The following is an 18,807-nucleotide window of genomic DNA, read 5'->3' as shown; positions in this document are numbered from 1 at the left end:
ATGTCGCGCGTCGTCACTCTGGCCGTCATCCCCGGCGATGGCATCGGTCCCGAAGTCGTCGCCGAGGCGGAGAAGGTCCTCGATGCGGTGACCGCCGGCTCCGAGGTTGCCTTCGAGAAGACGCGGTTCTCGCTCGGTGCGACGCGCTACCTCGAGACCGGTGACACGCTCACCGACGACGACCTCGCCGCGATCGCGTCACACGACGCGATCCTGCTCGGCGCGGTCGGCGGCGTGCCCGGCGACCCGCGGCTGAAGGATGCCAACATCGAGCGGGGTCTGCTGCTGAAGCTGCGGTTCTCGCTCGATCACTACGTGAACCTGCGTCCGTCGAAGCTCTACACCGGCGCGTCCGGCCCGCTCGCGGAACCGGGCGAGATCGACTTCGTCGTCGTGCGCGAGGGGACCGAGGGGCCCTACGTCGGCAACGGCGGGTCGATCCGTACCGGCACGCCCCACGAGGTGGCCAACGAGACGTCGGTCAACACCGCCTTCGGGGTCGAACGCGTCGTCCGGTACGCGTTCGCGCAGGCGCAGCGCCGCCGCCGCTCGCTGACCCTGGTGCACAAGACGAACGTGCTGGTCCATGCCGGCGGCATGTGGAAGCGCATCGTAGATGCCGTGGCCACCGAGTACCCCGAGGTCGCCGTAGACTATATCCACGTCGATGCGGCCACCATCTTCCTGGTCACGAACCCGGGCCGTTTCGATGTGATCGTCACCGACAACCTCTTCGGCGACATCCTCACCGACTTGGCCGGCGCCGTCACCGGAGGCATCGGCCTCGCCGCATCGGGGAACATCAACCCCGACGGCGCGTTCCCCTCGATGTTCGAGCCCGTGCACGGCTCGGCGCCGGACATCGCAGGCCAGCAAAAGGCCGACCCCACGGCCGCGATCCTCTCCGTCGCCCTCATGCTCGATCACCTCGGGCTCACGGACGAAGCCGCGCGCGTCACCCGCGCCGTCGAGGCGGACATCGCGAACCGAGGGACCGCCGCCCGCACGACCGCAGAGGTCGGCGACGCCATCGTCGCGGCTGTCCAGGCGTAGCCTGGAGCCGCTCCCGCACGGAAATCAGGTATGACATGAGCCTCACATACGACCCCGACGCCGGACTCGCCCCGCTCGAGTTCAGCGTCACGAAGAATCTCGCCGCGAAATCGGATGCCGAGCGCGACGCCCTCCTGGCGGACCCCGCCTTCGGAGAGGCGTTCACGGACCACATGGTGGACATCTGCTGGTCGGTGCGTGGCGGCTGGCACCGCCCGCGCGTGCAGCCCTACGGTCCGCTCTCGCTCGACCCGGCCGCAGCGGTGCTGCACTACGGTCAGGAGATCTTCGAAGGCATCAAGGCGTATCGTCACGCCGACGGGTCGATCCACACGTTCCGCCCCGACCAGAACGCCCTGCGTCTGCAGCGCAGCGCCCGTCGGCTCGCCCTGCCGGAACTGCCCGTCGAGTACTTCCTCGAGTCGCTGAAGGCGCTCATCGCGGTCGACGGCGCCTGGGTGCCCTCCGGTGCCGACCAGAGCCTCTACCTGCGTCCGTTCATGTTCGCCAAGGAGGCGTTCCTCGGGGTGCGCCCGGCCAACAAGGTCGGCTACTACGTCATCGCCTCGCCCGTCGGGGCGTACTTCAAGGGCGGGGCGAAGCCGGTGTCCATCTGGCTGAGTGAGCAGTACGCGCGTGCCGGCAAGGGCGGCACGGGCGCGGCCAAGACCGGCGGCAACTACGCCGCGAGCCTGTTGCCGCAGGCGGAGGCGTACGAGCAGGGCTGCGACCAGGTGGTCTTCCTCGACCCCGAGCGTAACGTCGAAGAGCTCGGCGGAATGAACGTCGTGTTCGTCTACAAGGACGGCACCCTCGTCACTCCCCAGTCGGGGTCGATCCTCGAGGGCATCACGCGCGACTCGATCCTGCAGCTCGCCGCCGCCCGCGGCCACAAGGTCGAAGGGCGCGCCGTGTCGATCGACGAATGGCGACAGGGCGTGGCATCCGGCGACATCGTCGAGGTGTTCGCCTGCGGCACGGCCGCCGTCATCGCACCCATCGGCGTCCTGAAGGGCACCGATTTCATCGACGAGCAGCCTCTCGGGGAGCTCGCGCTGTCGCTGCGTGAAGAACTCACCGACATCCAGTACGGCCGCCGCGAGGACGTGCACGGCTGGCTGCAGCGCCTGGACGCCTGAGATGCGGGTCGTCCGGTTCGCCCACGCCGACGCGATCCGCTTCGGCATCCTCGACGGCACCGATCTGGTCGTCCTCGCGGGCGACCCGCTGTTCGCCGGCTTCGAGACGACGGGGGAGCGGGTGTCTCTCGCGGAGGTTTCTCTCCTCGCGCCCGTGATCCCCCGGTCCAAGGTCGTGTGCGTGGGCAAGAACTATCGCGACCACGCGGCGGAGATGGGTGGAGAGGCGCCCGCGGCGCCGTTGCTGTTCCTGAAGCCGAACACGTCGGTGATCGGACCAGGGGATGCCATCGTGCGCCCACCGCAGTCGCAGCGCACCGACTTCGAGGGCGAGCTCGCGGTCGTGATCGGTCGCGTCGCGAAGAACGTGTCGGCGGCGGATGCCCTGGATCACGTCTTCGGCTACACGATCGGCAATGATGTCACGGCACGCGATCTGCAGGCCGCGGACGGCCAGTGGGCTCGGGCCAAGGGGTTCGACACGTTCTGCCCGCTGGGCCCGGCGATCGAGACCGAGTTCGATCTCGCCGGGGGAGCCCGGATCGTCACGCGTGTCGACGGTGAGGTGCGCCAGGACGGCCCGATCTCGGACATGGTGCATTCCGTTCCCGAGATCATCGCGTACGCGTCGGCCGCTTTCACCCTGCTGCCGGGCGACGTGATCCTCACCGGCACGCCGGCCGGGATCGGTCCGTTCGACGCGGGGCAGACCATCGAGGTCGAGATTACCGGACTCGGAACGCTCCGGAACACCGCGCGCGACGCGGGATGACCGCGTCGCCGCCGCGCTCTCCGGACGGGGTTGCCGCTCTCCAGCGGCGGACGGTGCGAACGCTCGCCGCCGGACAGGTGCTCGGCGGCATCGCGTTCGGCGCGACCGTCTCGCTCGGCGCTCTTCTGGCCTCGAAGCTGTCGGGCGAGGAGTCGCTGTCGGGACTGGCCACCGCGTCGGTGACGCTGGGGGCCGCTCTGTGCGCGATCCCGCTCGCCCGCCTCGCGGCCCGTCACGGGCGGCGACGGGCCCTGACGCTCGGCAACGCGTTCGCGCTGACGGGTATCGCGCTCGTGATCACCGCCGCGCAGCTCGAGCTGTTCGCATTGTTCCTGGTGGGTGTGGTCCTCATCGGCGCGGGGAACGCCGGCAACCTGCAGTCGCGCTTCGCCGCGACCGATCTCGCCGTGTCGGAGAGGCGCGGGCGCGATCTCGGCACCGTCGTCTGGGCGACGACGGTCGGCGGGGTCGCGGGGCCGCTGCTCCTCACCCCCGGCGAGTCCGTGGGGCAGCTGCTCGGTATGCCGCCGCTGACCGGGGCGTACGCGTTCTCGATCCTTGCGCAGATCGCGGCACTGGCGTTGTATCTCATCGCCCTCCGGCCCGACCCGCTGCTCACGGCACAGCGCCTCGATCGCGAGGGTGCGGCGCGGGCGAGTCACATCGTGGAGGCCGACCGCCCGCTCACGGCGCGGTACGCGATCTTCGCGGTCGCGGGTTCGCACGTCGTGATGGCATCGGTCATGGCGATGACGCCCATTCATCTGGCCCACCTCGAGCCCGATCACGTCACGCTCATCGTGGGCGTCACGATCGCGCTGCACGTCTTCGGCATGTACGGTCTGTCCCCGCTGTTCGGGATGCTCGCGGACCGCACCGGGAGGATCGCGACGATCCTCATCGGGCAGGGCCTGCTCGCGGCATCCCTCGTCATCGCGGCGATCCTGCCCGGTTCGCCGTGGGCGGTCCTGGTCGCGCTGTTCCTGCTCGGGGCGGGATGGAGTGCCGCGACCGTCGCAGGCGCCGCACTGCTGACGGAGAGCTCGCGCACGGCCGTGCGCCCGCGCCGCCAGGGCATCAGCGACACGGTGATGACGGGAAGTGCCGCCGTCGGCGCCGTTCTCGCCGGCATCGTGCTCGGAGCGATCGGTTACGGGGGCCTGGCCCTCGTCGCGCTCGTCATCGTGGTCGTGGTGACTGCCCTGGCACCGTACGCCGCGCGCAGGTGACGATCGTCCCGTCCGCCGCGACGCTCTCACCGCGCGCCTGTGGCCGTGACCCACGACGACGCGGGGCGACGCGCTCGAAAGGGGATCGATAGGCTCGACGGATGACCCCTCAGCCGCTCGAGGCACTGCCTCTGGACGTCCTCCGCCGCCGGTCGAGCACGAAATGGCGCACGTACCCCGAGGACGTGCTGCCGATGTTCGTCGCCGAGACGGATTTCGCGCTCGCCCCGGCGATCACCGAGGTTCTGACGACCGCGGTGGCCACGGGGGACACGGGGTACACCCCGCCCGACCCGGGGCTCGCCGCCGCATTCGCGGGGTTCGCGCGACGCCGTTTCGGCTGGGAGGTGGATCCCGCACGGATTCGCAGCACCGCGGACGTCATGATGGGCGTGGTGGAGCTGCTCCGCGCGACGACTCGCCCCGGTGACCGCGTGGTGACGACGCCGCCGGTGTACCCGCCGTTCGGTCTGTGCATCGATGAAGCCGGATGCCGGGACGAGCCGGTGCCTCTCCAAGACACCGGTGCGGGGTGGCGCCTCGATCTTCCGGGCATCGAACGCGCTCTCGCCGGCGGCGCCCGGGCCGTGCTGCTGTGCAGCCCGCACAATCCCACAGGTACCGTGCACGATGCGGGAACGCTGGCCGAGCTCGCGGAGATCGCGGCGCGGCACGGCGCGGTCGTCATCAGCGACGAGATCCACGGACCCCTGACCCACGACGGTTCCACGTTCACGCCGTTCCTCGCCGCCGGCGGACGGGCGGCGGAGGTGGGCTACGCGGTCACCAGCTCGTCGAAGGCGTACAACCTCGCCGGCCTGAAATGCGCGCTGATGGTCACGGCCTCCGACAGTACCGCCGACATCGTGCGCGGGCTCAACCCCGAGGTCGAGTGGCGTACCGGGCTGTTCGGTGCGATGGCGAGCGTCGCGGCGTTCGCGCCGACTTCCGACGACTGGCTGGATGCCCTGCGCGCGGCCCTTGCACGCAATCGTCGGCTGTTGACGGAGATGCTCCGCGATCATCTGCCGCTCGCACGGTACCGCGAGCCCGATGCCGGCTACCTCGCCTGGATCGACGTCTCGGCCTATGGCTGGGGCGACGACCCCGCGGCGCATCTGCTCGACGCGGCGAAGGTGGCGCTGCACCACGGCCCGGCCTTCGGCCCGCAGGGAGTGGGCTACGTGCGGCTGAACTTCGGCTGCTCGCCGGAGGTCCTCGCAGAGGCGATCGAGCGCATCGGCGCCGTCGCCCGCGCGGACGGACGGGTTTAGAGCTCGGCCTTCCCGAGCCTCCAGTAGCCCATGAAGGCGACCGCGCGCCGGTCGACGCCGTGATCGGTCACCAGGTGGCGTCGGAGGGTCTTGATGGCGCCGGCCTCACCGGCAAGCCACGCGTACAGGCGCGCACTCTTCAGCGCGGCGCCGCCCTTGGCTGTGCGGGGCACGTCCCACAGGATGTCGGTGTCGATGTCGATCTCCTCGACGTCGGCTCCCCGTCCACGCGGCACCAGTCGGGCCGCCGCGGCTTCGACCTCCACCACGAGATGGTCGTGGCGTACGCGCCCCGCGCGAGCTCCGACGCGGTAGTCGAAACCGGGATGCACGGGCAGGTAGGCCGCATCCTCCGCGTCCGGCACCTCGAGGACGACCGTGCCCCGGACATCCGCGGACAACTGCTCGAGGATCGCCGCGATGGCGGGCGCCGCGGTCTCGTCGCCCGCGAGCAGGATGTCATCGGTGCGCGCCGGCGGCACGAAGTCGACGCCGTAGCTGACGTCCGGGTGCGCCGTGGTCGGGGCGAAGATGAGCACGTCGTCCCCGACGCGCGCCTCGGCGATCCACGCCGACGCGGGACCGAGCACATCGTGCGAGACCATGTCCACGTCGACCTCGCGACGGTCGCGGCGGACATAGCGCGTCGTGTAGGTGCGGAAGGGCGGCCGCACGTCGTCATCGAGCTCGCGCCACCGCGTCCACCAGTCCGCACCGGTCGGCATGGCCGACAGCGGTGTGCTCGCCGTGGGGAAGACGATCTTGATGCGCTGATCGAAACCGGGATCGCCGTAGTCGGCGAGGTCGTCGCCGCGGAAGGTGAACCGGCGGAAGCTCGGCGTGAGCTGTGTGATCGCAGACACCTTCACCGGGAAGAAGCGGCTCTCTGGGCGGGTCGCGGCAGTCATCGGGTTCCTTCCGTGGGGGTCGAGGGGGTGAGGGGATCGAGGGCCGTCGCGGCCGTCTCGCGGGGGCTCGCGCCGTCGGTGTGTACGCGGTGGCGCCCGCGCGGCAGGACGAGCGGTGCTCCCGAGACCGGGTCGTCGATGACGAGGGCGTCCACGTCGAACACCGCGCGCATGAGAGCGCTCGTGACCACCTCACGCGGCGCTCCGCCGGCCACCAGGCGCCCGGCGCGCAGGGCGAAAAGGTGATCGGCGTAGCGAGCGGCGAGATTGATGTCGTGTAGCACCATGACGATCGTCGTGCCGCGATCGCGGTTCAGATCGGTGAGGAGGTCGAGGACGTCGATCTGGTGGGAGATGTCGAGGAACGTCGTCGGCTCGTCCAGCAGCAGGATGTCGGTCTCCTGCGCGAGCGCCATGGCGATCCAGACGCGCTGCCGCTGCCCGCCGGAGAGCTCATCGACGGTGCGGTCGGCGAGCTCCAGCGCACCGGTCGCCACCAGCGCGTCGGTGACGGCGCGATCGTCATCGGCCGTCCAGCTGCGAAAGAGCTTCTGATGCGGGTGCCGACCGCGCCCGACCAGATCCGCGACGACGATCCCCTCCGGGGCGACCGGCTGCTGGGGGAGAAGCCCCAGTGTCCGCGCGAGATCCTTCGTCGGGATGCGGTCGATGCTGCGTCCGTCGAGGACGACCGCTCCGCTCTGGATCGGAACCAGCCTCGAGATCGTCTTCAGCAAGGTCGACTTGCCGCACGCGTTCGCCCCGACGATCGCACTGATGCTCCCCGGTGGGATCTCGAGGTCGACCCCCTGGACGATGCTCGTGCGGCCGTAGCCCGAGACCAGCGCGTCGGTTCGCAGGGTGTGCTGAGCGGTCATGAGGATCCTCCGCGGCGGTTGGTACGGATGAGCAGGTACAACAGGTACGGCGCGCCGAGGACGCCCGTGACGACACCGACCGGGAACTTGGTGTCGAAGGCGAACTGCCCGAGGAGATCGGCGGCGAGCACGAGGCACGCGCCCGTGAGCGCCGCCGGCAGCACGATGGACGAGCCGGCCCCGACGAGGCGGGTCGCGATCGGTCCGGCGAGGAACGCGACGAAGGCGATGGGCCCCGTCGTCGCCGTGGCCACACAGGCCAGCCCGACGGCGGCCAGCACCAGGATGACGCGGGTGCGGTCCACGCGTACCCCGAGCGCCGTCGCAGAGGCATCGCCGAGCGAGAGGGCGCCGAGATCCCGCGAGAGCAGCAGGACGACGGGGACCAGGACCACGACCGCGATCGCGAGGGGAGGCACGTCTTCCATCCGCGCGCCGTTGAGGCTGCCGGTCATCCACCGGGCGGCCGCCGAGAGGTCCCAGACGGCCGCGCGCAGCAGCAGGTATGCCACGACGGCGTCGAGCATCGCGCCCACGCCGATGCCGATGAGGATGAGCCTGCCTCCGGTGGATTCGCCGCCGCGAGCGGCGAGATAGATCACGAGAGCGGTGGCGATGCCCGCTGTGAGAGCCAGAGCCATGGTCGCTCCACTCGACCAGTGCAGGATCACCAGCGACAGGATCGCCGCCGCACTCGCGCCGGACGTGATCCCGATGACGTCGGGACTCGCGAGCGGATTGCGCAGCATCGTCTGGAACGTCGAGCCCGCCACGCCGAAGGCCACGCCGGCGAGGACCGCGGTCACGGCGCGGGGGAGGCGCAGGGTTCCCACCGTGAAGGATGCCCCGGGCACCTGCTGCCCGAGGAGCACCCCGACGACATCGGACAGCGGATAGATGGTGTTGCCGAGCATCAGCATCGCGACGAAGAGCGTGGCGATGACGACGGCCATCGTCGACAGGGCGATGATGCGGCGTCGCGCGCGCCGGGCGCGACCCGTGCGGACGCGATCGAGCGCGGTCGATGCCGCATCGGATGCCGGAGCGGACGATCGGACGGGCGGTGCGGCGGCGACGCCCATCACAGTGCCTTCATCCGCGTTCGACGAGCGATGGCGATGAGGACCGGTGCACCCAGGAATGCGGTGACGATACCCGCCTCGACCTCGCCGGGCGACCCGAGCACGCGGCCGATCGTGTCGGCGGCGGTCAGCAGGACGGCTCCGCCGAGCGCCGACAGCGGCAGAAGCCACCGCTGATCCGGGCCGGACGCGAGGCGCACCGCGTGAGGCACCATCAGACCGACGAAGCCGGTCGGCCCCGCGACGGACGTGACGGCGGCGCAGAGCGCGACACCCGCCAGTGCGGCGACGACACGCACGCGCCCGACGTGAACGCCGAGGCCGACGGCGACGTCATCCCCCAACGCGAGAGCGTTCAGCGACGACGCACAGAGGAAGGCGATGAGCCCGCCGACGACCAGCACGGGAACGATGATCGCCATCGTTGCCCAGTCGGCACGAGCGACGTTGCCCACCTGCCAGTATCGGAACTCCTCCATGACCGCCTGGCGGGGCAGCAGGATGGCCGCGACGAGCGACGAGAGGGCCGCCGTCGTCGCCGCGCCCGCCAGGGCGAGCTTGATCGGGGCTGTACCGCCGGGGCCCACGGACCCCACGAAGTACACGAAGAGCGCCGCCGCGAATGCTCCGACGAGCGCCATGGCGAGGTAGCCGAGCGCGCCGGAGATCCCGAAGAACGCGATGCCGATCACGACGGCCAGTGCTGCTCCCGTGTTCACCCCGAGGATGCCGGGGTCCGCCAGCGGGTTGCGGGTGATCGCCTGCATCAGCGCGCCGGAGAGAGCCAGGGCCGCCCCGGCGAGGAGAGCGAGCACGGTACGCGGAACACGGCTCTGCACGGCGAGGGCGCCGATGTCGGTGGGCGTCTCGCCGCGGAGCCACGCCGAGATGCCGTCGACGGTCTGCGCTGCGTCGACGGCTCGGGATCCGAACGAGAGCGACGCGACGATCGACGCCACCACGAGTGCGACGCCGATCGCGAGGCAGGCGACGCGCCGCCGCGCGCCCCCCGCAGAGGAGAGCGCGCGGCGCGGCGTCGTGGTGGCCGACGTCACTTCACCTTCGCGGCCACGTCTTCGAGCTTCGCGACGTAGTCCTTGAGCACCCAGGGGATGGACAGCGGCGTGGGTGTCACCGCGGCGCTGAACGCGTCGCCCTGGCCGACGGCGAGCACGGCCCCGTTCTTGACCGCCGGGAGGGTGCTCCACAGCGGGTCTGCCTGCAGCGCCGGCAGGAGACCGGCGTCGCCGTAGGCCACGATGACATCGACATCGGCCAGCTGGTCGGCGTTCTCTGCGCTGAAGTCGAGGTAGAACGTCCCCTTCGCCGCGGCGTCCGCCGCGACCTTCGGAAGGCCGAACCCGAGGTCGTGCAGGAAGGCGGTGCGAGGATCGCCGCCCGTGTAGAGCGACACCTTGGAGAGGTCGGAGGAACTCGCGTAGAAGAAGGCCGCGGTCTTCCCGGCGAATCCGGAGCCTGCCGTGGCATCCGCGATCTGCGTGTCGAGATCGGAAATCAGTGCATCGCCTTGGGACGCGAGCCCGAGGGCCTTGGCGTTCAGGGTGATCTGGTCGCGCCAGGGGGTGAACCACGGCACACCCGGGTAGGCGACGACCGGAGCGATCGCGCTCAAGGTCGAGTAGTCCGCTGCCGTCAGACCTGACTGCGCCGCGAGGATCACATTCGGCTTCGTGTCGGCGATCTTCTCGAAGTCGATGCCGTCGGTGGTGCCGAAGATCACGGGGTTCGCGCCACCGAGCTCGGTGATCTTGTCGCTGGTCCACGGGTAGACACCGGGGGCGGCGCTTCCGGTCCAGGCCCATACCTGCGAGTCCATGCCGACGGGGACGACACCGAGTGCGAGGGCGACGTCCTGGTTCCCCCACGAAATCGTCGCGACGCGTTCGGGCTTGGCCGCGATGGTCGTCTCGCCGAGCGCGTGGGTGATCGTGACGGGGAAGGCGCCGTCCGCGGCGGTGCCGTTCGCGGAGGCGTCGGGCGACGCGGCACCGGCGCAGCCGGAGAGGAGCAGGGCGCCGGCGGCGGCGAGCGCGGCAGCGGCGAGACGGATGCGAGGCACGGGGTTCCTTCTGTGCGGTGGAGGATGCCCAAGTAAGGACAGGCTTACTTTACGTGTCGATGGTGCGGATCTGTCAACCCGCTACAGTCCGGCTGAAGGTGCACAGTCCGGAGGGACGACGACGGCCCCGCGGTTCCCTTGCAGGTCCGCGGGGCCGTCGTTGCACGAGGACGTGTCAGGGACGCTTCGTGCGGTCTGCGCGCCGGACCGCGACCCAGGCGGCCGGGATGAGGACGGCCGCGATGGCGGCCTTGATCAGGCCGCCCAGGATGAACGGCGTGACACCGGCGGCGAGGATCGCGTCGACCCCCAGGCCCTTGCCGAGAACCGCGTTGAGGATGAAGGCCATGTACGGCACGCCGAACAGGAACGGGATGACACTCGCGGCAACGAAGCCGACGAAGGCCAGAATCGGCTTGCGGTCCCACGCCCGCTCCGCGAACCACCCCGCGACGAACGCCGCGAACACGAAACCGATGATGAATCCGAAGCTCGGCTTGGCCACCGCCGCGATCGTTCCGGTGAAGCCGGCGAACACGGGAAGACCGGCGAGACCGGCGACGAGGTAGGCGACCAGCGCGGCAGCCCCACGTCGCGCTCCCAGCGCGGCGCCGACCACGACGACGGCGAGCGTCTGACCCGTGACGGGGACCGGCCACAACGGCACCTCGACCTGAGCGAGGGCGGCGACGAATGCAGCGCCGGCCAGCACGAGCGCAACATCCAGCGCGACGGCGCGGGCGCGGTCGGAGGGCCGGGCGATGAGATCCGCGAGCACGGGGCGGCGGGACGGGATGGCGACAGACATGGGCACTCCTGAGCGATGGGATGGTCGCGGACGGACATCGACCGGAAAACTGCCAGTCGGTCGCACCCAGCCTAGGGGGAGTGGGAGGTGAGTTCTTGGACGCAGTCCACTGACGTTCGCCGAATGTGTTGTCACTCTCCTCAGCCGGCGGGCGCGTGCTGCGTCCGCCGAGGGCGCCGCGCGCCGGTAGACTGACAGGCTGGCCCGAGCGGCCGCATCCTCCACCCGCCGAAGAACGGACCTCCACTGTGCTCGCCGTCCACGACCTCGAGATCCGCGTGGGCGCCCGTACCCTCATGGCGGATGTCTCGTTCCGCGTCTCCGATGGTGACAAGATCGGGCTCGTCGGCCGCAACGGTGCCGGCAAGACCACGCTCACGAAGGTCCTCGCGGGCGATCTGATCCCCGCGGACGGCACGGTGGATCGCTCCGGTGAGCTGGGGTACCTCCCGCAGGACCCGCGATCGGGCGATCCCGAGATGCTGGCGCGCACGCGCATCCTGGATGCCCGGGGATTGGGAACCCTCGCGCTGCAAATGCACGAGGCATCTCTCCAGATGGGGGATGCCGATGAGAAGGTCGCCGCCAAGGCGATGCGCCGCTACGGAAACCTCATGGAGCGCTTCGAGGCGCTGGGAGGCTACGCCGCGGAGTCCGAGGCGGCATCCATCGCGCACAACCTCTCTCTGCCCGACCGCATCCTCGACCAGCCGCTGAAAACGCTCTCCGGAGGCCAGCGTCGACGGATCGAACTTGCGCGCATCCTCTTCTCGGATGCCCAGACGATGATCCTCGACGAACCGACGAACCACCTCGACGCCGACAGTGTCGTCTGGCTGCGCGACTTCCTGAAGAACTACAAGGGCGGCCTGATCGTCATCTCCCACGACGTCGAGCTCGTGGGAGAGACGGTGAACCGCGTCTTCTACCTGGACGCCATGCGCCAGGTGATCGACGTCTACAACATGAACTGGAAGAACTACCTGCGCCAGCGGGTGGCCGACGAGGAGCGCCGCAAGAAGGAGCGCACCAACATCGAGAAGAAGGCCACCGCCCTGCAGCTGCAGGCGGCGCGTTTCGGAGCGAAGGCCTCGAAGGCGGCCGCCGCGCATCAGATGGTGGCGCGCGCCGAGAAGATGCTTTCCGGCCTGGAAGAGGTCCGGCAGGAAGACCGCGTCGCGAAGCTCCGCTTCCCCAAGCCCGCGCCGTGCGGCAAGACGCCGCTCATGGCGAAGAACCTCTCGAAGTCCTACGGGTCGTTGGAGATCTTCACCGACGTCGACCTCGCGATCGACCGCGGCTCCAAGGTCGTTGTCCTCGGGTTCAACGGTGCCGGCAAGACGACGCTGCTGCGCATCCTCGCCGGCGTGGACCAGCCCGACACCGGCGTGCTCGAGCCCGGCCACGGCCTCAAGATCGGCTACTACGCGCAGGAGCACGAGAACCTGGACGTGAACCGGTCGGTGCTCGAGAACATGATGTCCGCAGCGCCCGACATCACCGCCACCGAGGCACGGAAGGTGCTCGGGTCGTTCCTGTTCACCGGTGACGACGTCCTGAAGCCGGCCGGGGTGCTCTCCGGCGGCGAGAAGACCCGACTGTCGCTTGCGACTCTCGTCGTCTCGTCGGCGAACATGCTGCTGCTGGACGAGCCGACGAACAACCTCGATCCGGCGTCGCGCGAAGAGATCCTCGGCGCGCTCGCCCACTACGAGGGTGCCGTGGTGCTCGTCTCGCACGATTCGGGTGCCGTGCAGGCCCTCAACCCCGAGCGCGTCCTCATCCTGCCCGACGGCGTCGAGGACATCTGGGGCCGCGACTACGTGGACCTGATCGAGCTCGCCTGACCCGCACGGTGCCGATCACGCGCCGTCGGACAGCGATCAGCGCGAGGCGACGCCGTCGAGAAGGGCGTCCTCGTCCTCCATGTCGCGGTCTCGGGGACGTTCCTCATCGCGCCGCCGACCACGCCGCGAGCTCCGCGCGTCGGGCGCCGGTGTCGACGTCGCATCGATCGAGGGAGCATCAGGCGTGTCGGTCGGTCCTGCCGCGGCGGCGGCATCTTCTGCGTCCTCACGGCGGTGTCGCAGCTCGGTACGGATGATGTACCAGATGAAGACGAACCCCATGATCGCGAACAGGATCCACTGGATGGCATAGGACAGATACGGTCCGGGATCGTCCGACGGAGCCTCGAGCCGGTTCGGCACCGATGTGGCCGCAGGGTCCTCCGAGACCATCAGCCCGTAGGCGCTCGGGATCAAACCGGGGACACCGGTCTGCTCGGCGATCCGGGGGAGATTGATGGTCGGCACCTGACCCGCGGGCGCCGATTGCGTAGCGTTCCGCAGAGGCTCTCCCGGCATGAGGCGCGCGACGACCGTGGCTGTGCCGCTCGGCGGCGCGGGCACGGAGTCGGGATCGGGTTGATGCTGACCCGGCGGCAGCCAACCGCGGTCGATCACCAGGACGTCCCCCGCGTCGGTGCGGAACGGCACCAGCACCTCGAAGGCCGCCGTGCCGCCATGCGCTCGATTGCGCGCCAGCAACGTCTGGTCGGTGAGGTAGGTGCCGGTCACCGTCACCGGCCGCCACTGGTCGGCGGGGTCGAAGGAGCCGTCGGCGGCGATGAGATCCGATAACGGCGCGGGCACGGCGTCGTAGTTCGCCGAGATCAGCGCAAGCTGGCGAGAGCGCTCCGCATTCCGAGTGAACTGCCAGTTCGAGAGGAACGCGCACGCGATCGCGAAGGCGATCGCGATGGCGACATAGCCTGTCCAGCGCAGCGCGGTGCGTCGAGTGGCGGGTGTCACGGCAGGCCTCCTCCGTCGGTCACGGTCAACGGCTCCACCACCACCGGGAAATCCCGCGCGGCGAGGAAATCCCGGAGATAGCCCACGTGCGCGTCACAGGCCGTCCAGGTCTTCCGGCGGTCGGCGGCGTGGATGCGGGGATTGCGCCACACCACGTGCCAGCGTGCCTCGGCCTGGCATCCCGCGCGTGAGCAAACCACTGTACTCATCGCTCGCCCTCCGCCGACTGAGGCGATTCGCTGATCCGGATGACGCCCGGAGAAGCGCTGAGCGGTGCCTCGGGGGGCACCTCCGACGCGGCGGATGCCAGCTGCCGCTCCGGAGCGATGGCGCGTGCGGCAGGAGGGGCGGCGACATTCGCGATCACGACGGCGAGGTAGGGCAGCACGATCGCGCCGACCGCGAACAGCCACGTGTACCAGCTGTACGGCTGGACGGCGACCATCAGCACGAAGCAGACGACCCGCACCGACATCATGGTGAAGTACTTGGTCATCCGCGTGTGGGCGTCGTCGTGCGGCGCTCGGGGGAGCGAGGTCGCGGGCTGTGCAGAGCGGGTTTTCACGGTCCGTTCAGCCTACGCCGACAGCGGTGAGGCGGCGTGACGGTCAGGCGCCGTAGCGATACGAACTGCTCCCCGCCGCCGCCGTGACGAAGATGATGAAGAGCACGCCGATCACCAGCAGCGCGACACCGGCCCAGCCGACGATGACACCAGCCAGTGCCATTCCGCGGCCCGATTCACCGGTGCGCCGGATCTGACCGAGAGCGATGTGCCCCATGATGGCCCCTGCCACCGACCCGATCAGCGGGAGGATCCAGATGAATCCGACGATCGAGAGGATCATGGATGCGACCGCGAGTCCATTGGTCCGGCGCGCGGGGTAGGCACCGTAGGAGTACGGGGCAATCGGCGGCGCACCCGGGGTCGTCTGCATGGGGTAATGAGCGCCGTACGGTGACGAGGTTCCGCCGTACGGACCGGACGCGTACGGCGAGGACGGCGTGGAAGCATATGGCGATGCGGGATACGCCGGCGGCGCGTACGGCGGGGCGGGCGCATCCGTCGCAGGCGGGTACGTCGCCGCCGGCGGGTAGGGGGCGGCATCGTACGGCGCCGCAGGCGGGGCGGGCGGCGCCGGCGTGGCGCCGGGCACCGAGGCATCCTGCGGCTGGGCGTTCTGGGGATCGGTCACGGTGGGCTCCTCTCGCCTCACGCCAGCCTAGCCCGAGCGGCGCCGCCGACTAGGCTGGTCCGGTCCTCGAAGATCGGAGCAGAATGTCCACCGACAGAGTCGTCCTCGTCACCGGCGGCAACCGCGGGATCGGCCGCGCGATCGCGGAGCGATTCGTCGCCGCGGGGTACAAGACGGCCGTCACCGCACGATCGGGTGAGGGACCCGAGGGAACGCTGACGGTGCGCGCCGATGTCACCGATGCCGCATCGCTCGATGCGGCATTCGCCGAGGTCGAGCGCGAGCTGGGGCCGGTCGAGGTCGTCGTCGCGAACGCCGGCATCACGAAGGACACGCTGCTGCTGCGCATGTCGGAGGAGGACTTCGATTCCGTCGTCTCGACGAACCTGGGTGGGACGTTCCGCGTCGTCAAGCGAGCGTCGAAGGGCATGCTGCGCGCGAAGTGGGGACGCGTGATCCTGATCTCCAGTGTCGTGGGGCTCTACGGCTCCGCGGGCCAGATCAACTACTCGTCGTCGAAGGCCGCGCTCGTCGGCTTCGCCCGTTCGCTCACGCGCGAGCTCGGCGCGCGGGGGATCACGGCGAACGTCGTCGCTCCAGGGTTCATCGAGACCGACATGACGGCCGCGCTGCCCGACGAGACCCAGGCAGAGTACAAGCGCAGCATTCCGGCGGGTCGGTTCGCGACGGCCGACGAGGTCGCCGGCGTCGTGACCTGGCTGGCGTCGGATGACGCGGCCTACATCTCCGGCGCGGTCATCCCGGTCGACGGCGGTCTCGGGATGGGGCACTGACAGGTCCGTCGAGCCGGCGGGTACCCGCGGGCAACGCTCCGGAAGGTGCTCAGCCGGCGCGGAGAACGGCCGAGACGATCGCCGCTCCCAACCGTTCCGGCTGGGAGAACTGCGGCCAGTGCCCCGTGCCGAGCACCACCACCTCGGAGTCGTCGACGGCGCGGAACTCCTGCTCGAACGCCGGCCAGGACGACAGGACCGATCGGAATGCGGCGTCGTCGAGCGACCCCGACAGAACCGTGACGGGTACACGATGTCGACGTTCGTCGCGCAGTGCGAGAGCGTCAGTGGGAACCCGCCCCGGCACGCTCCACGTCCGCGGCGCGGTGCGCTCTCTCGTCGCGGCGTCGAGGTCGGAGACCTCGTCGGCATCGAAGAAGTCCCATCCCGGGAACGGCACGACCCCCGTGTCGAGCGGGAACTCGGAGATGATCGCGCCCGGAGGCGGCGGTGCCGTGTCGACCAGAACGACACGCGCGATGCGGTGGGGGCGCGCGTCGGCGGCGCCCCACGCCACGTTGCCGCCCCCGCTGTGCCCGACGACCACCACCGGACCCTCGAGCCGGTCGATCGTCGCGACCACGGCATCCACCCATTCGGCGATGCCGATGACATCGCTGGCAGGAGAGGGGACTCCCACTCCGGGCATGGTCAGCGGGTGGGGAGTGAGCCCGGCCCCGCGGAGCGCGGACAGCACGTCGTCCCACGACGATGCATCGAGCCACAGTCCGGGGATGAGGATGACGTCCATGATGCGACAGTAGAAGCGGACGCCGACATCCGGAAGGCCCGCCGCAGGCTCAGGGCAGTACGGCGATGATCTCGCGCAGGTCCACCGGTCCGACGACGAGGTCGGCACGGGCACGCACGGCGGGCTTGGCGTTGAAGGCGATTCCGAGGCCCGCGGCCGCCATCATCTGCAGGTCGTTCGCGCCGTCCCCGATCGCGATGGTGCGCGCGAGGGGCACACCGGCATCGGCGGCCCACTCGCGCAGCGCCGTGGCTTTGGCCGCGGCATCCACGATGTCGCCCTCCACGAGACCGGTGAGGCGGCCGGCGTCGACCGAGAGGCGATTCGCACGCCAGACATCGACGCCGAGCGGCGGAGCGACGTCGTCGAGGATCTCGTGGAACCCGCCGGAGACCACGGCCGCACGCCCACCCCGTGCATGGATCTCGGCGATCAGCTCTGCGGCGCCGGGGGTCGGCTCGACCCGTGCCCGGACGCGCGCGAACGCCTCCAGCGGCACACCTTCGAGCGCGCGGACGCGCGATCGCAGACTCGTCGCGAAATCGACCTCTCCGCGCATGGCGGCTTCGGTCGCCGCGGCGACTTCTGTGCCGCGCCCCGCCTCGTCGGCGATGAGTTCGATGACCTCGTTGCGCAGGAGTGTGGAGTCGGCGTCGAACACGACGAGGAAGCGGGCGTCAGGCACCCGACCAACCTATCGTCCCGGCGCCGTCACGTCGCTCCGACGCCGCGGGGCGGTCAGCGCGGAACCCTCGCGTTCTTGCCCACGACGGTGATGCCCGACTCGGTGACGGTGAAGCCGCGCGAAAGATCGAGAGCGCGGTCCACGCCCACCGTCGCACCCGGCTCCAGCACCACGTTCTTGTCGAGGATCGCCCGGTGCACGCGCGCGCCCGCACCGACATCGACGTGGTCGAACAGCACCGAGTCGGTGATGGTCGACCCGCCCGCCGCGAGGGTCCAGGGGCCTACCACCGACCGCTCCAGGTGAGTCCCCGACAGCACCGATCCGAGCGAGACGATCGAGTCGATCGCATTTCCCATGCGACCCACCCCATCGCGCACGAACTTCGCCGGCGGGGAGTTCACCGCCTGCGAGTGGATCGGCCAATCCATGTTGTACAGGTTGAAGATCGGCAGCGTCGAGATGAGGTCCATGTGCGCATCGAAGAACGAGTCGATCGTGCCCACGTCGCGCCAGTAGTCGCGGTCGCGCTCGGTCGACCCGGGAACGTCGTTGCGCTTGAAGTCGTAGACCGCCGCCTCGCCGCGGTTCACGAAGTAGGGGATGATGTCGCCGCCCATGTCGTGGTTCGACCCCGCCAGTTCGCCGTCGGCTTCGACGGCTGCGATGAGGGCATCGGCATCGAAAATGTAGTTGCCCATAGAGGCCAGCACCTCGTGCGGTGCGTCGGGCAGACCCGTCGGGTTCTGCGGCTTCTCGAGGAACTCGCGGATCGTGACGTTGTCGCTCGGGTCGAGGTCGATCACACCGAACTGGTTCGCCAGCTCGATGGGCTGGCGGATTCCGGCGACGGTCGCCTTGGCTCCTGACTCGATGTGCGCCGCGAGCATCTGCTCGAAGTCCATCCGGTAGACGTGGTCGGCACCGATCACCATGACGATGTCGGGCTTCTCGTCCTGGATCAGGTTCAGCGACTGCAGGATCGCATCCGCCGAGCCCGAGAACCAGCGCTTGCCCAGGCGCTGCTGCGCGGGCACGGATGCCACATACGAGTTGAGCAGCGCCGACATCCGCCACGTCTGCGAGATGTGCCGATCGAGGCTGTGCGATTTGTACTGAGTGAGCACGACGATCTGACGCAACCCCGAGTTGATGAGGTTGGAGATCGCGAAATCGATCAGACGGTACTGCCCCCCGAAGGGGACGGCGGGCTTTGCGCGGTCGACGGTGAGCGGCATGAGGCGCTTGCCTTCGCCTCCGGCGAGAACGATCCCGAAGACCTTGGGTGCTGCTGGCATGGCCCCACACTATTCCCCCCGCGGCACGTTGTACTAGCGTTCCTGAC

At 69.8% G+C, this 18,807-nt stretch carries 20 protein-coding genes; 7 read left to right on the top strand and 13 right to left on the bottom strand.

The window, feature by feature from the left end; genetic code table 11:
- The 5 genes from JOE64_RS08100 to JOE64_RS08080 all read left to right on the top strand — a co-directional run bounded on the left by JOE64_RS08100 (position 1) and on the right by JOE64_RS08080 (position 5,467).
- A complete protein-coding gene (locus JOE64_RS08100) occupies positions 1–1,053 on the top strand; it encodes a 3-isopropylmalate dehydrogenase (protein WP_204963784.1) in 1,053 nt (350 codons plus the stop codon).
- Between the two features lie 35 nt (positions 1,054–1,088).
- A complete protein-coding gene (locus JOE64_RS08095; RefSeq protein WP_204963783.1) occupies positions 1,089–2,192 on the top strand; it encodes a branched-chain amino acid aminotransferase in 1,104 nt (367 codons plus the stop codon).
- A gap of 1 nt (position 2,193) precedes the next feature.
- Positions 2,194–2,964 (top strand): fumarylacetoacetate hydrolase family protein, encoded by a 771-nt coding sequence (locus JOE64_RS08090; protein WP_204963782.1) that lies wholly within the window; start codon positions 2,194–2,196, stop codon positions 2,962–2,964.
- A complete protein-coding gene (locus tag JOE64_RS08085) occupies positions 2,961–4,193 on the top strand; it encodes an MFS transporter (protein ID WP_204963781.1) in 1,233 nt (410 codons plus the stop codon). Before JOE64_RS08090 ends, JOE64_RS08085 begins: the two co-directional genes overlap by 4 nt.
- Before the next feature lie 101 nt (positions 4,194–4,294).
- Complete coding sequence (locus JOE64_RS08080; RefSeq protein WP_204963780.1) at positions 4,295–5,467, top strand: MalY/PatB family protein; 1,173 nt, start codon at positions 4,295–4,297, stop codon at positions 5,465–5,467.
- Here JOE64_RS08080 and JOE64_RS08075 read toward each other — a convergent pair.
- The 6 genes from JOE64_RS08075 to JOE64_RS08050 all read right to left on the bottom strand — a co-directional run bounded on the left by JOE64_RS08075 (position 5,464) and on the right by JOE64_RS08050 (position 11,223).
- The gene (locus JOE64_RS08075) at positions 5,464–6,375 is read right to left on the bottom strand and encodes a siderophore-interacting protein (protein WP_204963779.1); all 912 of its coding nucleotides are present in this window, start codon (positions 6,373–6,375) and stop codon (positions 5,464–5,466) included. The two genes, JOE64_RS08080 and JOE64_RS08075, sit on opposite strands and share 4 nt — an antisense overlap.
- Positions 6,372–7,253: an ABC transporter ATP-binding protein gene (locus tag JOE64_RS08070; protein WP_204963778.1), complete on the bottom strand. Its 882-nt coding sequence runs from the start codon at positions 7,251–7,253 to the stop codon at positions 6,372–6,374. Before JOE64_RS08070 ends, JOE64_RS08075 begins: the two co-directional genes overlap by 4 nt.
- Positions 7,250–8,335, bottom strand: coding sequence for a FecCD family ABC transporter permease (locus JOE64_RS08065; protein WP_204963777.1), 1,086 nt, complete (start codon positions 8,333–8,335; stop codon positions 7,250–7,252). Before JOE64_RS08065 ends, JOE64_RS08070 begins: the two co-directional genes overlap by 4 nt.
- Positions 8,335–9,390: a FecCD family ABC transporter permease gene (locus JOE64_RS08060; RefSeq protein WP_204963776.1), complete on the bottom strand. Its 1,056-nt coding sequence runs from the start codon at positions 9,388–9,390 to the stop codon at positions 8,335–8,337. The genes JOE64_RS08065 and JOE64_RS08060 overlap by 1 nt, the downstream gene beginning before the upstream one ends.
- The gene (locus JOE64_RS08055) at positions 9,387–10,415 is read right to left on the bottom strand and encodes an iron-siderophore ABC transporter substrate-binding protein (protein WP_204963775.1); all 1,029 of its coding nucleotides are present in this window, start codon (positions 10,413–10,415) and stop codon (positions 9,387–9,389) included. The genes JOE64_RS08060 and JOE64_RS08055 overlap by 4 nt, the downstream gene beginning before the upstream one ends.
- A 175-nt stretch (positions 10,416–10,590) precedes the next feature.
- Positions 10,591–11,223, bottom strand: a complete 633-nt coding sequence (locus JOE64_RS08050; RefSeq protein ID WP_204963774.1) for a biotin transporter BioY — start codon at positions 11,221–11,223, stop codon at positions 10,591–10,593.
- Between the two features lie 248 nt (positions 11,224–11,471).
- Here JOE64_RS08050 and JOE64_RS08045 point away from each other — a divergent pair, with 248 nt between their 5' ends.
- Positions 11,472–13,070, top strand: coding sequence for an ABC-F family ATP-binding cassette domain-containing protein (locus JOE64_RS08045; protein WP_204963773.1), 1,599 nt, complete (start codon positions 11,472–11,474; stop codon positions 13,068–13,070).
- A gap of 36 nt (positions 13,071–13,106) precedes the next feature.
- Here JOE64_RS08045 and JOE64_RS08040 read toward each other — a convergent pair whose 3' ends face one another.
- Genes JOE64_RS08040 through JOE64_RS14795 form a run of 4 tightly spaced genes read right to left on the bottom strand, consistent with a single transcriptional unit; the run spans position 13,107 to position 15,232 of the window.
- Complete coding sequence (locus JOE64_RS08040; protein ID WP_204963772.1) at positions 13,107–14,036, bottom strand: SURF1 family cytochrome oxidase biogenesis protein; 930 nt, start codon at positions 14,034–14,036, stop codon at positions 13,107–13,109.
- Positions 14,033–14,245 (bottom strand): hypothetical protein, encoded by a 213-nt coding sequence (locus tag JOE64_RS08035; RefSeq protein WP_204963771.1) that lies wholly within the window; start codon positions 14,243–14,245, stop codon positions 14,033–14,035. The genes JOE64_RS08040 and JOE64_RS08035 overlap by 4 nt, the downstream gene beginning before the upstream one ends.
- Positions 14,242–14,601: a DUF3099 domain-containing protein gene (locus JOE64_RS08030; RefSeq protein WP_204963770.1), complete on the bottom strand. Its 360-nt coding sequence runs from the start codon at positions 14,599–14,601 to the stop codon at positions 14,242–14,244. The genes JOE64_RS08035 and JOE64_RS08030 overlap by 4 nt, the downstream gene beginning before the upstream one ends.
- Positions 14,602–14,644: 43 nt before the next feature.
- Positions 14,645–15,232, bottom strand: a complete 588-nt coding sequence (locus JOE64_RS14795; RefSeq protein ID WP_204963769.1) for a DUF4190 domain-containing protein — start codon at positions 15,230–15,232, stop codon at positions 14,645–14,647.
- A gap of 83 nt (positions 15,233–15,315) precedes the next feature.
- Here JOE64_RS14795 and JOE64_RS08020 point away from each other — a divergent pair, with 83 nt between their 5' ends.
- Complete coding sequence (locus JOE64_RS08020) at positions 15,316–16,026, top strand: beta-ketoacyl-ACP reductase (protein ID WP_204963768.1); 711 nt, start codon at positions 15,316–15,318, stop codon at positions 16,024–16,026.
- A 49-nt stretch (positions 16,027–16,075) separates the two neighbouring features.
- Here the strand turns inward: JOE64_RS08020 and JOE64_RS08015 are convergent, their stop codons facing one another.
- The 3 genes from JOE64_RS08015 to glgC are packed head-to-tail and all read right to left on the bottom strand — an operon-like array spanning position 16,076 to position 18,760.
- On the bottom strand, positions 16,076–16,777 hold the full coding sequence (locus tag JOE64_RS08015) for an alpha/beta fold hydrolase (protein ID WP_204963767.1): 702 nt from the start codon (positions 16,775–16,777) through the stop codon (positions 16,076–16,078).
- A gap of 49 nt (positions 16,778–16,826) precedes the next feature.
- Positions 16,827–17,462, bottom strand: coding sequence for a phosphoserine phosphatase SerB (serB, locus tag JOE64_RS08010; RefSeq protein ID WP_204963766.1), 636 nt, complete (start codon positions 17,460–17,462; stop codon positions 16,827–16,829).
- Positions 17,463–17,515: 53 nt separating this feature from the next.
- The gene (gene glgC, locus JOE64_RS08005) at positions 17,516–18,760 is read right to left on the bottom strand and encodes a glucose-1-phosphate adenylyltransferase (protein WP_204963765.1); all 1,245 of its coding nucleotides are present in this window, start codon (positions 18,758–18,760) and stop codon (positions 17,516–17,518) included.
- Between the last annotated feature and the right edge of the window lie 47 nt (positions 18,761–18,807).

The sequence above is a fragment of the Microbacterium dextranolyticum genome, assembly GCF_016907295.1.
GTDB classification, from domain to species: Bacteria; Actinomycetota; Actinomycetes; order Actinomycetales; family Microbacteriaceae; genus Microbacterium; species Microbacterium dextranolyticum.
This window is presented reverse-complemented; position numbering and strand designations above follow the sequence as displayed.

Bases quoted from the DNA above. Each gene is read 5' to 3' on its own strand.
- JOE64_RS08090 (WP_204963782.1), top strand. From the start codon at position 2,194: ATGCGGGTCGTCCGGTTCGCCCACGCCGACGCGATCCGCTTCGGCATC.
- JOE64_RS08065 (WP_204963777.1), bottom strand. From the start codon at position 8,335: ATGGGCGTCGCCGCCGCACCGCCCGTCCGATCGTCCGCTCCGGCATCC.
- JOE64_RS08050 (WP_204963774.1), bottom strand. From the start codon at position 11,223: ATGTCTGTCGCCATCCCGTCCCGCCGCCCCGTGCTCGCGGATCTCATC.
- JOE64_RS08070 (WP_204963778.1), bottom strand. From the start codon at position 7,253: ATGACCGCTCAGCACACCCTGCGAACCGACGCGCTGGTCTCGGGCTAC.
- JOE64_RS08095 (WP_204963783.1), top strand. From the start codon at position 1,089: ATGAGCCTCACATACGACCCCGACGCCGGACTCGCCCCGCTCGAGTTC.
- JOE64_RS08080 (WP_204963780.1), top strand. From the start codon at position 4,295: ATGACCCCTCAGCCGCTCGAGGCACTGCCTCTGGACGTCCTCCGCCGC.
- JOE64_RS08015 (WP_204963767.1), bottom strand. From the start codon at position 16,777: ATGGACGTCATCCTCATCCCCGGACTGTGGCTCGATGCATCGTCGTGG.
- JOE64_RS08100 (WP_204963784.1), top strand. From the start codon at position 1: ATGTCGCGCGTCGTCACTCTGGCCGTCATCCCCGGCGATGGCATCGGT.
- JOE64_RS08075 (WP_204963779.1), bottom strand. From the start codon at position 6,375: ATGACTGCCGCGACCCGCCCAGAGAGCCGCTTCTTCCCGGTGAAGGTG.
- JOE64_RS08085 (WP_204963781.1), top strand. From the start codon at position 2,961: ATGACCGCGTCGCCGCCGCGCTCTCCGGACGGGGTTGCCGCTCTCCAG.
- JOE64_RS08035 (WP_204963771.1), bottom strand. From the start codon at position 14,245: ATGAGTACAGTGGTTTGCTCACGCGCGGGATGCCAGGCCGAGGCACGC.
- JOE64_RS08020 (WP_204963768.1), top strand. From the start codon at position 15,316: ATGTCCACCGACAGAGTCGTCCTCGTCACCGGCGGCAACCGCGGGATC.
- glgC (WP_204963765.1), bottom strand. From the start codon at position 18,760: ATGCCAGCAGCACCCAAGGTCTTCGGGATCGTTCTCGCCGGAGGCGAA.